This window comes from Streptomyces sp. NPDC007095 (assembly GCF_040634475.1).
GTDB lineage: Bacteria > Actinomycetota > Actinomycetes > Streptomycetales > Streptomycetaceae > Streptomyces.
Genome location: NZ_JBEYFS010000004.1, coordinates 101,060 through 114,809 on the forward strand (window position 1 = coordinate 101,060; position 13,750 = coordinate 114,809).

The 13,750-nt window shown below is 68.0% G+C and carries 10 protein-coding genes and 1 pseudogene; 8 read left to right on the plus strand and 3 right to left on the minus strand.

Annotated elements, in window-relative coordinates:
• Position 1 precedes the first annotated feature (1 nt).
• Genes yidD through rpmH form a run of 3 tightly spaced genes read right to left on the minus strand, consistent with a single transcriptional unit; the run spans position 2 to position 893 of the window.
• Positions 2–367: a membrane protein insertion efficiency factor YidD gene (gene yidD / locus ABZ656_RS02870; protein ID WP_054236429.1), complete on the minus strand. Its 366-nt coding sequence runs from the start codon at positions 365–367 to the stop codon at positions 2–4.
• Positions 364–735, minus strand: coding sequence for a ribonuclease P protein component (gene rnpA, locus ABZ656_RS02875; protein ID WP_075031495.1), 372 nt, complete (start codon positions 733–735; stop codon positions 364–366). The genes yidD and rnpA overlap by 4 nt, the downstream gene beginning before the upstream one ends.
• A gap of 20 nt (positions 736–755) precedes the next feature.
• Positions 756–893 (minus strand): 50S ribosomal protein L34, encoded by a 138-nt coding sequence (rpmH, locus tag ABZ656_RS02880; protein ID WP_006381191.1) that lies wholly within the window; start codon positions 891–893, stop codon positions 756–758.
• Between the two features lie 399 nt (positions 894–1,292).
• Between rpmH and dnaA the strand changes: the two genes are divergently transcribed.
• From dnaA to ABZ656_RS02920, 8 genes and pseudogenes are all read left to right on the plus strand, one after another.
• On the plus strand, positions 1,293–3,383 hold the full coding sequence (gene dnaA, locus ABZ656_RS02885; protein WP_360263872.1) for a chromosomal replication initiator protein DnaA: 2,091 nt from the start codon (positions 1,293–1,295) through the stop codon (positions 3,381–3,383).
• Positions 3,384–4,441: 1,058 nt separating this feature from the next.
• The gene (gene dnaN, locus ABZ656_RS02890) at positions 4,442–5,572 is read left to right on the plus strand and encodes a DNA polymerase III subunit beta (RefSeq protein ID WP_360263875.1); all 1,131 of its coding nucleotides are present in this window, start codon (positions 4,442–4,444) and stop codon (positions 5,570–5,572) included.
• A 188-nt stretch (positions 5,573–5,760) separates the two neighbouring features.
• The gene (gnd, locus tag ABZ656_RS02895) at positions 5,761–6,636 is read left to right on the plus strand and encodes a phosphogluconate dehydrogenase (NAD(+)-dependent, decarboxylating) (protein WP_067376663.1); all 876 of its coding nucleotides are present in this window, start codon (positions 5,761–5,763) and stop codon (positions 6,634–6,636) included.
• Positions 6,637–6,699: 63 nt separating this feature from the next.
• Positions 6,700–7,821, plus strand: a complete 1,122-nt coding sequence (recF, locus tag ABZ656_RS02900) for a DNA replication/repair protein RecF (RefSeq protein WP_101399098.1) — start codon at positions 6,700–6,702, stop codon at positions 7,819–7,821.
• Positions 7,818–8,399, plus strand: coding sequence for a DciA family protein (locus ABZ656_RS02905; protein WP_101399100.1), 582 nt, complete (start codon positions 7,818–7,820; stop codon positions 8,397–8,399). Before recF ends, ABZ656_RS02905 begins: the two co-directional genes overlap by 4 nt.
• A gap of 365 nt (positions 8,400–8,764) precedes the next feature.
• On the plus strand, positions 8,765–10,825 hold the full coding sequence (gene gyrB / locus ABZ656_RS02910; RefSeq protein WP_180361960.1) for a DNA topoisomerase (ATP-hydrolyzing) subunit B: 2,061 nt from the start codon (positions 8,765–8,767) through the stop codon (positions 10,823–10,825).
• 42 nt (positions 10,826–10,867) lie between these two features.
• Entirely contained in the window at positions 10,868–13,462 is a 2,595-nt protein-coding gene (gene gyrA / locus ABZ656_RS02915; protein ID WP_101399104.1) for a DNA gyrase subunit A, read from the plus strand.
• A gap of 18 nt (positions 13,463–13,480) precedes the next feature.
• Positions 13,481–13,750: pseudogene (locus ABZ656_RS02920) on the plus strand (hypothetical protein); the annotation flags it as partial.

Here is a 13,750-nt window from a genome sequence, read left to right on the forward strand (position 1 = left end):
ATCAGGCTCCTTGAGCATGGGACGGGGTCTCGGCGGCCGGGCTCGAGGGATGGTCGGACATTCCATGACCCTCAATGGCCGGTTCGGCGGCGGAGTTCCCGCCCTTGCGTGCGCGCCAGGCGTTACGCAGCATTTCGTGCCACCGCGGACGCTTGCGCGGCGGAACATGGTCCACGCCGCCCAGCGACCACGGATTGCACCGGAGGATGCGCCAGGCGGTGAGTGCCGTTCCCTTGATCGCACCGTGCCGGTCGATGGCTTGGTAGCCGTAGTGGGAGCACGACGGGTAGTACTTGCACACCGGCCCGAGCAGCGGGCTGATCGTCCACTGGTACAGCTTGATAAGAGCCAGCAGCGGGTACTTCATCGCGCGCCCCCTCCCAGTAGCCGCTGAAGGGCGGCATCCAGGTCTCGGGCCAGCTGTTCATGGTCGGCGTCGCCCGCACCGGGCAGCGCTCGTACGACTACCAGGCTACCGGGGGGCAACTGGGCGACTCGGTCACGCATCAGATGGCGAAGTCTGCGCTTCACCTTGTTGCGGACAACCGCTCCACCCACGGCCTTGCTCACGACGAAACCCGCACGCGTCGGGGGAGCGCTCTCCCCAGGCGCGTGCGGGTCCGTTGCACCGCTACGTAGATGGACGACGAGGAGCGGGCGTCCGGCCCGGCGTCCTCGGCGTACCGCGGTCGCGAAGTCCTCGCGCCGCCTCAGCCGATGCTCGGTAGGCAGCACGACATCATGACCTGTTGTTATCAGGCGGACAGGCTGGCGCGACCCTTGCCACGGCGGTTCGCGAGAATCGCGCGGCCGGCACGGGTGCGCATCCGCAGGCGGAAGCCGTGGGTCTTGGCGCGACGACGGTTGTTCGGCTGGAAGGTGCGCTTGCTCACTCGGGGGCTCCAGAAAGAATCGGTGGTGGCGGGGTGCCGCCTTGGCTGTCACCGTGCGCCCACGAGGTAGCTCGTAATTACGCCCGAGTGCACCGCTTCCCGATCACTCGACGTGACCTGTGCCCATCGGAGGCAGGCGGCAGCAGCCATCGACAACTCGACCTGGTCACGGTACGCGCGGCTACGCCATCCGGTCAAACCGGCTCCTGGCGGGAGACACTATCCACAGGCTGGGGACAACAACTTGAACCGCAGCGGTCGCCCTGACTACCGTGGCTGAACTCCGATTCGTTCCCTTCCCACCGCCCCAGCGGATTTGTTCCCACCGCCCCACCCGACTGACTTCCCAACCTGTTCCCAGAACCACACGTTCGTGGGACCCATGAGAGAGCGTGCCCTGTGGCTGACGTACCTGCCGATCTTGCCGCAGTGTGGCCACGAGTACTGGAACAGCTCCTCGGTGAGGGCCGCGGTCAGGGTGTGGAGGCGAAGGACGAGCACTGGATCAAGCGCTGCCAGCCGCTGGCGCTGGTCGCGGACACCGCGCTGCTCGCGGTTCCGAACGAATTCGCGAAGGGCGTCCTCGAAGGACGTCTCGCACCGATCGTCAGCGACACGCTGAGCCGCGAGTGCGGCCGCCCGATCCGCATCGCGATCACCGTCGACGACTCGGCAGGGGAACCCCAGTCTCCGGCGCCGCCCGCCCCCCAGCCCCGGTACGAGGAGCACGAGCTCCCCTCAGGATCGGGCCAGGGCCGTGACGCGTACGACGGTCAGGGCGGCGACGAGCGAAACCCCTACGGCGGCCAGGGCGGCGAGGACCGCAACAGCTATGGCGGCCAGGGCCGTGACGAGCGCCACGGTTACGACTCCCAGAGCCGCGAAGACCGGGGCGGCTACGACTCCCCGGGCCGTGACGAGCGCAACCCCTATGACGCACAGCGCCGCGACGGATACGAGGGGTACGGCCGCCACCGCGCCGAAGACCACCGGGGTGATCACCGAGGCGGTCGCTCCGACCAGCTCCCGGGCGCCCCCGGCGACCAGCTGCCGTCCGGCCGCTCCGACCAGCTGCCCTCGTCCCGCGCGGACCACCTGCCGACCGCCCGCCCCGCCTACCCGGACTACCAGCGCCCCGAGCCCGGCGCCTGGCCGCGGCACGCCCAGGACGACTACGGCTGGCAGCAGCAGCGCCTCGGCTTCCCCGACCGTGACCCGTATGCCTCGCCCTCACAGGACTACCGGCCGCAGTCGATGGAGCGCCCGCCCTACGAGCAACAGCGCCAGGACTACGACCAGCCGCGCTCCGAATACGAGCGCCCCGACCGCCGAGACCTCCAGGAGCCGTCCTCGGGCGGTGCGCCGCTGCATCGCGGCGGCTCCTCGCTGCCGTCCTCCAGTGGCGCGCCCGGCCCACTGGGCGCGAAGCCCGCGCCGGCGTCCGGTCCGGGCGAGCCCACCGCGCGCCTCAACCCGAAGTACCTCTTCGACACCTTCGTCATCGGCGCCTCCAACCGCTTCGCGCACGCCGCCGCGGTCGCCGTCGCGGAGGCGCCGGCGAAGGCGTACAACCCCCTCTTCATCTATGGGGAGTCGGGTCTCGGCAAGACACACTTGCTGCACGCGATCGGGCACTACGCGCGCAGCCTCTACCCGGGCACGCGTGTGCGGTACGTGAGCTCCGAGGAGTTCACCAACGAGTTCATCAACTCCATCCGCGACGGCAAGGGCGACAGCTTCCGCAAGCGGTACCGCGAGATGGACATCCTGCTCGTCGACGACATCCAGTTCCTGGCGGACAAGGAGTCGACGCAGGAGGAGTTCTTCCACACCTTCAACACGCTCCACAACGCGAACAAGCAGATCGTGCTCTCCAGCGACCGTCCGCCCAAGCAGCTGGTGACCCTGGAGGACCGGCTGCGGAACCGTTTCGAGTGGGGCCTGATCACGGACGTCCAGCCGCCCGAGCTGGAGACCCGTATCGCCATCCTTCGTAAGAAGGCGGTACAGGAGCAGCTCAACGCTCCGCCGGAGGTGCTCGAGTTCATCGCGTCCCGGATCTCGCGCAACATCCGCGAGCTGGAGGGCGCGCTGATCCGGGTGACGGCGTTCGCGTCACTCAACCGGCAGCCGGTGGATCTCGGGCTGACGGAGATCGTCCTGAAGGACCTGATCCCGGGCGGCGAGGACTCCGCGCCGGAGATCACCGCGACCGCGATCATGGCGGCCACCGCGGACTACTTCGGCCTCACGGTGGACGACCTGTGCGGGTCCTCACGCAGTCGCGTCCTGGTGACCGCGCGGCAGATCGCCATGTACCTGTGCCGCGAGCTCACCGATCTCTCGCTGCCGAAGATCGGCGCGCAGTTCGGCGGCCGCGACCACACGACCGTCATGCACGCCGACCGCAAGATCCGCGCGCTGATGGCCGAGCGCCGCTCCATCTACAACCAGGTCACCGAGCTCACCAACCGCATCAAGAACGGCTGACAGGCGCGGCGGTACGCCGCCGAGGGCGCCCCGGGACACGTCCCGAGGGCGCCTTTCGCTGTTCCGGCCCGCGGAGCTCGCATGCGCGCCGAGAGGGATTCCGGCAGCCGTCCCAGAACCTTCCGGCAGCCACTCAGAGAGGGCCCCGGAAGGTTCTGGACCTCGCGCCGAGGGACCTCCGAGGGCTGCTGAGACCCGTTCCAAGGGGCCTCAGAGAGCTTCTGAGACCCGTTCCGAGGCCGTCGGCTCTCGTTTCACCGCTACCGGAACGACATCGGGCGTTCGAATACGGGCCTGGTTACGGCCACTCTCCACAGATTCGGTGACTTTCTGGCGTCCACACCCTGGGGACCGCAAAGTTTTCCCGATCGTGTCCACAGGGGCCACTGTCGAAAGACCATCAGACCAGGTCAACCCCCTGTGGATTCGTGGACGAAGACTCTCCACAGACTGTGGACGAAGAAAAGATCCACAGGGTGTGCACGAAGTTGTCCACCGACGGCCCACAGGCTGGAGCCGGTTGTCCCCAGCCGTCCCCAGCTTCTCCACACCCCTGTCCACTGTTCGGCAACGTGACGCGCCCGATCACTATGTCGAGTGAAAGGCGTCACACCAAGGTGCCGGATTGGCCTGTGGGGAACGTGGGTAAAGCTGGGGACGGATCTGGGGAGAACTGGCCCGAGGCTGTGCATCGAGTGTGCAGAACTTTTCGTCGTCCACAGAGACCCCCGGTTGTCCACCGCCTCCGCCCACAGGGTCAGTGGACAAAAAATCCCGGCTGACCTGCGAAAACGCGGTTATCCACGGTTTCCACAGGCCCTACTACTAAGACCAACTAGATAGAGGCTGGGAATCGTTTCGAAGACGGGGCTGTGCACAACTCGCCCTCGGAGGCTCAGGTGCCGCTCGGCACGACTTGACCCCGAGGGGCACCGACTGTCAGCGCGGTGCGTCAGACTGGTCCCCGGTGTCCTTCCCGCCACAGGGCTGAACGACACCGAGTCAGACGACGAAGGCCAGCAGGGCGAGAGCGCCGGCAACAGACGGAGGCGGCAACGGTGAAGATCCGGGTGGAACGCGACGTACTCGCGGAGGCAGTGGCCTGGGCGGCACGCAGCCTCCCGGCCCGTCCGCCGGCGCCTGTGCTCGCCGGCCTCCTTCTGAAGGCCGAGGAGGGCTCCCTGAGCCTCTCCAGCTTCGACTACGAGGTCTCGGCACGCGTCTCCGTGGACGCGGAGGTCGACGAGGAGGGCACGGTCCTCGTCTCCGGCCGCCTGCTCGCGGACATCTGCCGCGCCCTCCCCAACAGGCCGGTGGAGATTTCCACAGACGGTGTACGGGCGACCGTGGTCTGCGGCTCCTCGCGATTCACACTCCACACCCTGCCTGTGGAGGAGTACCCGGCGCTGCCGCAGATGCCGTCGGCGACCGGCACCGTCCCCGGTGAGGTCTTCGCCTCGGCGGCCGCCCAGGTGGCCATTGCGGCGGGCCGTGACGACACGCTGCCCGTGCTCACCGGCGTGCGCATCGAGATCGAGGGCGACAGGGTCACCCTGGCCTCCACCGACCGCTACCGCTTCGCGGTCCGTGAGTTCCTGTGGAAGCCGGAGAACCCCGAGGCGTCCGCGGTGGCCCTGGTGCCCGCCAAGACGCTCCTGGACACCGCCAAGGCCCTCACGAGCGGCGACAGCGTGATCCTGGCGCTGTCCGGCTCGGGCGCCGGCGAGGGCCTGATCGGCTTCGAGGGCGCGGGCCGGCGTACGACCACCCGCCTGCTGGAGGGCGACCTGCCGAAGTACCGCTCGCTGTTCCCGACGGAGTTCAACTCCATCGCCGTGATCGAGACCGCCCCCTTCGTGGAGGCCGTCAAGCGTGTGGCCCTGGTCGCCGAGCGCAACACCCCGGTGCGTCTGAGCTTCGAGCAGGGCGTGCTGATCCTGGAGGCGGGCTCCAGCGACGACGCACAGGCTGTGGAAAGGGTCGACGCGCAGTTGGAGGGCGACGACGTCTCGATCGCCTTCAACCCGACGTTCCTGCTTGACGGCCTGAGCGCCATCGACTCACCGGTGGCGCAGCTCTCCTTCACGACGTCCACGAAGCCCGCGCTGCTGAGCGGCAAGCCCGCCGTGGACGCCGAGGCGGACGAGGCCTACAAGTACCTGATCATGCCGGTGCGTCTGAGCGGCTGAGCGATGTGAGCCCAACGGGCCCGCCGGACGGTCGGTCTGATCGGACCGGTCGTCCGGCGGGCGCCTCCACAGGTGGGGTGTACGCCTGAGCGGCTATGCCCACAGGTGTGCGTGAGCGTCCGGGTTTAGGCTCAGACACAGGTACGAAAGTGCCCTCACGCCACGTCGCAAACCTAAGGAACAACCTGATGGAGCTCGGTCTCGTCGGCCTCGGCAAGATGGGCGGCAACATGCGCGAGCGGATCCGCCGCGCAGGCCACACCGTCATCGGATACGACCGCAACCCGGACCTCGCCGATGTCCACAGCCTGGAAGAGCTTGTGGGCAAGCTCAAGGGTCCGCGCGTGGTCTGGGTGATGGTCCCGGCCGGTGCCGCCACGCAGTCCACCGTCGACCAGCTCGGCGAGCTCCTGGAGCCCGGTGACGTCGTCGTGGACGGCGGCAACTCCCGCTGGACGGACGACGAGAAGCACGCGGAGGAGCTGGCCGCCAAGGGCATCGGTTTCGTCGACTGCGGCGTCTCCGGCGGCGTCTGGGGCCTGGAGAACGGCTATGCGCTGATGTACGGCGGCGACGCCGAGAACATCGCCAAGGTGCAGCCGATCTTCGAGGCACTCAAGCCGGAGGGCGACTTCGGCGCGGTGCACGCCGGCAAGGTCGGCGCGGGCCACTTCTCCAAGATGGTCCACAACGGCATCGAGTACGCCATGATGCAGGCCTACGCCGAGGGCTGGGAGCTCCTGGAGAAGGTCCACTCCGTCACCGACGTGCGAGAGGTCTTCCGCTCCTGGCAGGAAGGCACGGTCATCCGTTCCTGGCTGCTGGACCTGGCGGTGAACGCCCTGGACGAGGACGAGCACCTGGAGAAGCTGCGCGGTTACGCACAGGACTCCGGCGAGGGCCGCTGGACCGTGGAAGCCGCCATCGACCACGCGGTGCCGCTGCCCGCGATCACCGCGTCGCTGTTCGCGCGGTTCGCTTCGCGGCAGGAGGACTCGCCGCAGATGAAGATGGTCGCGGCGCTGCGCAACCAGTTCGGCGGCCACGCGGTCGAGACGAAGTAATCCACAGATCCACACGCCGTGCGGCGGTGGATCCACAACCCTGGGGGAGGTCGGCGAACGACCATGCACGTCACGCATCTGTCGCTGGCCGACTTCCGCTCGTACGCCCGGGTCGAGGTCCCGCTCGACCCGGGCGTCACCGCGTTCGTGGGCCCCAACGGACAGGGCAAGACGAATCTGGTCGAGGCGGTCGGCTATCTCGCGACCCTCGGCAGCCACCGCGTCTCCTCCGACGCGCCGCTGGTGCGCATGGGCGCGGACCGGGCGATCATCCGGGCCAATGTCCGTCAGGGCGAACGCCAGCAGCTCGTCGAGCTCGAGCTGAACCCCGGCAAGGCCAACCGTGCCCGCATCAACAGGTCCTCGCAGGTCAGACCCCGTGACGTGCTCGGCATCGTGCGGACCGTGCTGTTCGCGCCCGAGGATCTCGCGCTGATCAAGGGTGACCCCGGTGAGCGGCGCCGCTTCCTCGACGAACTGATCACGGCCCGCTCCCCGCGGATGGCGGGCGTCCGCTCCGACTACGAGCGGGTCCTCAAGCAGCGCAACACTCTCCTGAAGTCGGCCGCGCTGGCCCGCCGTCACGGCGGCCGCACCATGGACCTCTCCACGCTCGACGTGTGGGACCAGCACCTCGCGCGCGTGGGCGCCGAACTGCTCGCCCAGCGGCTCGACCTGGTCGCCGCGATCCAGCCGCTGGCCGACAAGGCGTACGAGCAGCTGGCCCCCGGCGGCGGACCCGTCGCCCTGGAGTACAAGCCGTCCGCGCCCGGCGAGGCGCACACCCGCGAGGACCTGTACGAGCAGGTGATGGCGGCGCTCGCCGAGGTCCGCAAGCAGGAGATCGAGCGGGGCGTGACCCTCGTAGGACCCCATCGGGACGATGTGGTCCTCAAACTCGGTCAACTGCCCGCCAAGGGATACGCCTCCCACGGCGAGTCCTGGTCGTACGCGCTGGCGCTGCGCCTGGCCTCGTACGACCTTCTGAGGGCCGAGGGCAATGAACCGGTGCTGGTCCTCGACGACGTCTTCGCCGAACTGGACAGCCGCAGAAGAGAGCGCCTCGCGGAACTCGTCGCTCCCGGCGAGCAGGTCCTCGTGACGGCCGCGGTCGACGACGACGTACCGGACGTACTGACGGGGACGCGGTACGCCGTCTCCGAGGGCACGGTGGAGCGGGTATGACGGAGAACACATCCGGCGGATCGGCCGCCTCCGAGGGAACCCCGGAGAAGGGCCTGGAGACGGCCTCCAAGAAGACCCCCGAGCACTCCGGCGTCGACCTCGCGCGCGTGGCGTTGCGCGCCGCGAAGGAGCAGGCACGCGCGCGGGGGGACGCGGCACAGCAGAAGAAGCAGGCGCGGCGCGGCGGCCTGCGTTCCGGCGCGCGCGCCGACGGGCGTGATCCGATGGCGCTCGGCGCCGCGATCAACCGGCTGCTCACCGAGCGCGGCTGGGAGACCCCGGCCGCGGTGGGCGGTGTGATGGGCCGCTGGCCGCAGATCGTCGGCGAGGATCTGGCCAAGCACTGCGTCCCGCAGAAGTACGACGAGGACGAGCGGGTGCTGACCGTGCAGTGCGACTCGACCGCCTGGGCCACCCAGTTGCGGCTGCTCGCTCCGCAGGTGGTCGCGCGGCTGAACCAGGACCTCGGGCACGGCACGGTGCGGCTGATCAAGGTGCAGGGCCCCGGCGGTCCCGCGCGCCGCTTCGGCCCCCTGCGCGCCCCTGGAAGCACGGGTCCCGGCGACACCTACGGGTGACAGAGGCCACATCGAGCGGCCCCTGCGCGGGAGTGCACGCGGTTGCGAACACCGACCTGACTCCGCGGTAGCCAAGGGTTGACACCCGGAAGCGCTGAGTGCCGCTGTAAGCCTCTTTGAGCCCGGGTCCACATATGGGGAGTCGGGAGAGACCGGTTCAGGGCGGCACATGCGGACTCAGGTACCGGCAAACCCCCATCACTGTCGGCGCTACCGGTAGACTGGAAGCTAATCCCGCCCCGCTTGCGGGGACCGTCCGGGAAAAGCTGAGCAACGCTGATCAAGGCTTACCAACGCAACGTGCCGCAGCCGCTCCGGCAACCCGCCGACGAGCTTGGCTTGTGCTGTGCCAGAAAGGGCGCTTCGTGGCCGATTCCGGCAACCCCAACGAGAACACCCCGTCCACCGACGCCGGCGACAACGCCGAGGCCACGACCTCGAACGGCGAGGTCACAGCCTCGTACGACGCCAGCGCCATCACCGTCCTCGAGGGTCTGGACGCGGTTCGCAAGCGACCCGGTATGTACATCGGCTCGACCGGCGAGCGCGGACTGCACCACCTCGTGTACGAGGTCGTCGACAACTCCGTCGACGAGGCGCTGGCCGGCCACGCGGACACGATCGACATCACGATCCTCGCCGACGGCGGCGTGCGTGTCGTGGACAACGGCCGCGGCATCCCCGTGGGCATCGTCCCCTCCGAAGGGAAGCCGGCCCTTGAGGTCGTGCTGACGGTCCTGCACGCGGGCGGTAAGTTCGGTGGCGGCGGCTACGCGGTCTCCGGTGGTCTGCACGGCGTCGGCGTCTCCGTCGTGAACGCCCTGTCGAGCAAGGTCTCCGTCGAGGTCAAGACCGACGGACGCCGCTGGACGCAGGACTACAAGATGGGCGTCCCGACCGCCCCCCTCGTCGAGCACGAGGTCACCGACGAGACCGGTACCTCGGTCACCTTCTGGGCCGACGGCGACATCTTCGAGACGACCGAGTACTCCTTCGAGACGCTCTCGCGGCGTTTCCAGGAGATGGCGTTCCTCAACAAGGGTTTGACGATCAAACTCACTGATGAGCGCGAGTCGGCGAAGGCCACGGCCGGTGCGGACGAGGCGGGTGCGGACGAGAAGGCCGAGGTCAAGACCGTCACGTACCACTACGAGGGCGGCATCGTCGACTTCGTGAAGTACCTGAACTCCCGCAAGGGAGACGTGGTGCACCCCACCGTCATCGATCTCGAGGCCGAGGACAAGGACAAGAGCCTGTCCCTCGAGGTCGCGATGCAGTGGAACAGCGGCTACAGCGAGGGCGTGTACTCCTTCGCCAACATCATCCACACCCACGAGGGCGGTACGCACGAGGAGGGCTTCCGTGCGGCGCTGACCTCGCTGATCAACAAGTACGCGCGCGACAAGAAGCTGCTGCGTGAGAAGGACGACAACCTCACCGGTGACGACATCCGCGAGGGTCTGACCGCGATCATCTCGGTCAAGCTGAGTGAGCCCCAGTTCGAGGGCCAGACCAAGACCAAGCTGGGCAACACGGAGGCGAAGACCTTCGTCCAGAAGGCCGTCTACGAGCACCTCAACGACTGGCTGGACCGCAACCCGAACGAGGCCGCGGACATCGTCCGCAAGTCCATCCAGGCGGCCACCGCGCGCGTGGCGGCCCGCAAGGCCCGCGACCTCACCCGCCGCAAGGGCCTCCTGGAGACGGCGTCCCTGCCGGGCAAGCTGTCCGACTGCCAGTCGAACGACCCCACCAAGTGCGAGATCTTCATCGTCGAGGGTGACTCCGCCGGCGGCTCGGCCAAGTCCGGCCGCAACCCGCAGTACCAGGCGATCCTCCCGATCCGAGGCAAGATCCTCAACGTCGAGAAGGCGCGGATCGACAAGATCCTGCAGAACCAGGAGATCCAGGCGCTGATCTCGGCCTTCGGCACCGGGGTCCACGAGGACTTCGACATCGAGAAGCTCCGCTATCACAAGATCATCCTGATGGCGGACGCCGACGTCGACGGCCAGCACATCAACACCCTGCTGCTGACCTTCCTCTTCCGCTTCATGCGGCCGCTGGTCGAGGCCGGGCACGTGTTCCTGTCGCGTCCCCCCCTGTACAAGATCAAGTGGGGCCGGGACGACTTCGAGTACGCGTACTCGGACCGTGAGCGGGACGCGCTGATCGAGCTGGGCAAGCAGGCCGGCAAGCGCATCCGCGACGACTCGGTCCAGCGCTTCAAGGGCCTCGGCGAGATGAACGCCGAGGAGCTGCGCATCACGACCATGGACCAGGAGCACCGGGTCCTCGGCCAGGTCACGCTCGACGACGCCGCCCAGGCCGACGACCTGTTCTCGGTCCTCATGGGCGAGGACGTCGAGGCCCGCCGCGCGTTCATCCAGCGCAATGCCAAGGACGTCCGCTTCCTCGACATCTGAGTCGGTCTCAGCTGACCGCAGCAGAAAGGATCTTCACCAGCAATGGCCGACGAGAACACTCCGAGCACGCCTGAAGAAGGCGGCGAGATCACCCTGCGCGTCGAGCCCGTCGGGCTCGAGACGGAGATGCAGCGCTCGTATCTCGACTACGCGATGTCCGTCATCGTGTCGCGCGCGCTGCCCGATGTCCGGGACGGCCTCAAGCCCGTCCACCGCCGCGTCCTGTACGCCATGTACGACGGCGGCTACCGGCCCGAGAAGGGCTTCTACAAGTGCGCCCGTGTCGTCGGTGACGTCATGGGCACCTACCACCCGCACGGCGACTCCTCGATCTACGACGCGCTGGTCCGCCTCGCGCAGCCGTGGTCGATGCGGATGCCGCTGGTGGACTCCAACGGCAACTTCGGCTCTCCGGGCAACGACCCCGCGGCCGCCATGCGCTACACCGAGTGCAAGATGGCGCCGCTGTCCATGGAGATGGTCCGTGACATCGACGAGGAGACCGTCGACTTCACGGACAACTACGACGGCCGCAACCAGGAGCCGACGGTTCTGCCGGCCCGGTTCCCGAACCTGCTGATCAACGGCTCGGCGGGCATCGCGGTCGGCATGGCCACCAACATCCCGCCGCACAACCTCCGTGAGGTCGCGGCCGGCGCCCAGTGGTACCTCGAGAACCCCGAGGCCAGCCACGAGGAGCTGCTCGACGCCCTGATCGAGCGCATCAAGGGCCCCGATTTCCCGACCGGCGCCCTTGTAGTGGGCCGAAAGGGCATCGAGGAGGCGTACCGCACGGGCCGTGGCTCCATCACGATGCGCGCGGTCGTCGAGGTCGAGGAGATCCAGAACCGCCAGTGCCTGGTGGTCACCGAGCTCCCGTACCAGACCAACCCCGACAACCTCGCGCAGAAGATCGCCGACCTGGTGAAGGACGGCAAGGTCGGAGGCATCGCCGACGTCCGCGACGAGACCTCGTCCCGTACGGGACAGCGGCTGGTCATCGTCCTGAAGCGCGACGCGGTCGCCAAGGTCGTCCTGAACAACCTCTACAAGCACACCGATCTGCAGTCGAACTTCGGCGCCAACATGCTGGCGCTGGTGGACGGCGTTCCGCGCACGCTGTCGCTCGACGCGTTCATCCGCCACTGGGTGACGCACCAGATCGAGGTCATCGTCCGGCGTACGCGCTTCAGGCTGCGCAAGGCCGAGGAGCGCGCGCACATCCTGCGTGGCCTCCTGAAGGCCCTGGACGCCATCGACGAGGTCATCGCGCTGATCCGGCGCAGTGACACCGTCGAGATCGCGCGCGAGGGCCTGATGGGCCTCCTGGAGATCGACGAGATCCAGGCGAACGCCATCCTCGAGATGCAGCTGCGCCGACTGGCCGCCCTGGAGCGTCAGAAGATCATCCAGGAGCACGACGAGCTCCAGGCGAAGATCACCGAGTACAACGCGATCCTCGCCTCGCCGGAGCGCCAGCGCTCCATCATCAGCGAGGAACTCGCGGCGATCGTCGAGAAGTTCGGCGAGGACCGTCGCTCCAAGCTGGTGCCCTTCGACGGTGACATGTCCATCGAGGACCTGATCGCCGAAGAGGACATCGTCGTCACCATCACGCGTGGCGGCTACATCAAGCGGACCAAGACCGAGGACTACCGCTCGCAGAAGCGGGGCGGCAAGGGCGTACGCGGCGCGAAGCTGAAGCAGGACGACATCGTCGACCACTTCTTCGTGTCGACGACGCACCACTGGCTGCTGTTCTTCACCAACAAGGGCCGCGTCTACCGCGCGAAGGCGTACGAGCTCCCGGACGCCGGGCGTGACGCGCGTGGACAGCACGTCGCGAACCTGCTGGCCTTCCAGCCGGACGAGGCGATCGCCGAGATCCTCGCGATCCGTGACTACGAGGCGGTGCCTTATCTGGTGCTGGCCACCAAGGGCGGCCTCGTGAAGAAGACGCCTCTGAAGGATTACGATTCCCCGCGCTCCGGCGGTGTCATCGCGATCAATCTCCGTGAGACGGAGGACGGTTCCGACGACGAACTGATCGGAGCCGAACTCGTCTCGGCCGAGGACGATCTGCTGCTGATCAGTAAGAAGGCGCAGTCGATCAGGTTCACGGCGACGGACGATGCCCTGCGGCCGATGGGCCGTGCGACCTCGGGCGTCAAGGGGATGAGTTTCCGTGAGGGCGACGAGCTGCTCTCGATGAATGTTGTTCGACCCGGTACGTTCGTGTTCACTGCTACGGACGGCGGGTACGCGAAGCGGACCGCCGTTGACGAGTACCGCGTTCAGGGTCGTGGTGGCCTCGGTATCAAGGCCGCCAAGATCGTCGAGGACCGCGGGTCCCTCGTCGGCGCGCTGGTGGTCGAGGAGACGGACGAGATCCTCGCCATCACCCTGTCCGGCGGTGTGATTCGCACGCGAGTCAACGAGGTCAGGGAGACGGGCCGTGACACCATGGGTGTCCAACTGATCAACCTGGGCAAGCGCGATGCCGTGGTCGGCATCGCTCGTAACGCCGAGGCCGGTCGCGAGGCGGAGGAAGTCGACGGCGAGATGGCCGAGGACGAGACCGCCGAGGGCGTCGAGGCCGTCGGTACGGACGAGGGCGAGCAGTCCTCGCCCGAGTAGCGCGAGGAGTGAGTCATCGTGAGCGGAGCCACGGGCGCCGGATCGACCGGTACGGATACGGACGGCGGCCGTGGCTCCGCCGCGGAGGCGACTGACTCCCATGACTCTCATGGATCCCAGGGGGGAACTGTGACGGACACCCGAGGCCCGCAGGCCCAGCAGTACGCGGCCGGAGCGGGCCCGGCGGCGGCCGGTTCGGCGAAGACCAAGCAGGCGCCCGGCGCGGTGCCTGCTTCGGCGCCCCCACCGGGGGCTCCTTCGGCCGCTTCAGCCGCCTCGGCGGCCCCT

What these genes read in the sequence shown, in the direction of transcription:
- gyrA (WP_101399104.1), top strand. Translation starts at nt 10,868, where the DNA reads ATGGCCGACGAGAACACTCCGAGCACGCCTGAAGAAGGCGGCGAGATC.
- recF (WP_101399098.1), top strand. Translation starts at nt 6,700, where the DNA reads ATGCACGTCACGCATCTGTCGCTGGCCGACTTCCGCTCGTACGCCCGG.
- yidD (WP_054236429.1), bottom strand. Translation starts at nt 367, where the DNA reads ATGAAGTACCCGCTGCTGGCTCTTATCAAGCTGTACCAGTGGACGATC.
- ABZ656_RS02905 (WP_101399100.1), top strand. Translation starts at nt 7,818, where the DNA reads ATGACGGAGAACACATCCGGCGGATCGGCCGCCTCCGAGGGAACCCCG.
- gnd (WP_067376663.1), top strand. Translation starts at nt 5,761, where the DNA reads ATGGAGCTCGGTCTCGTCGGCCTCGGCAAGATGGGCGGCAACATGCGC.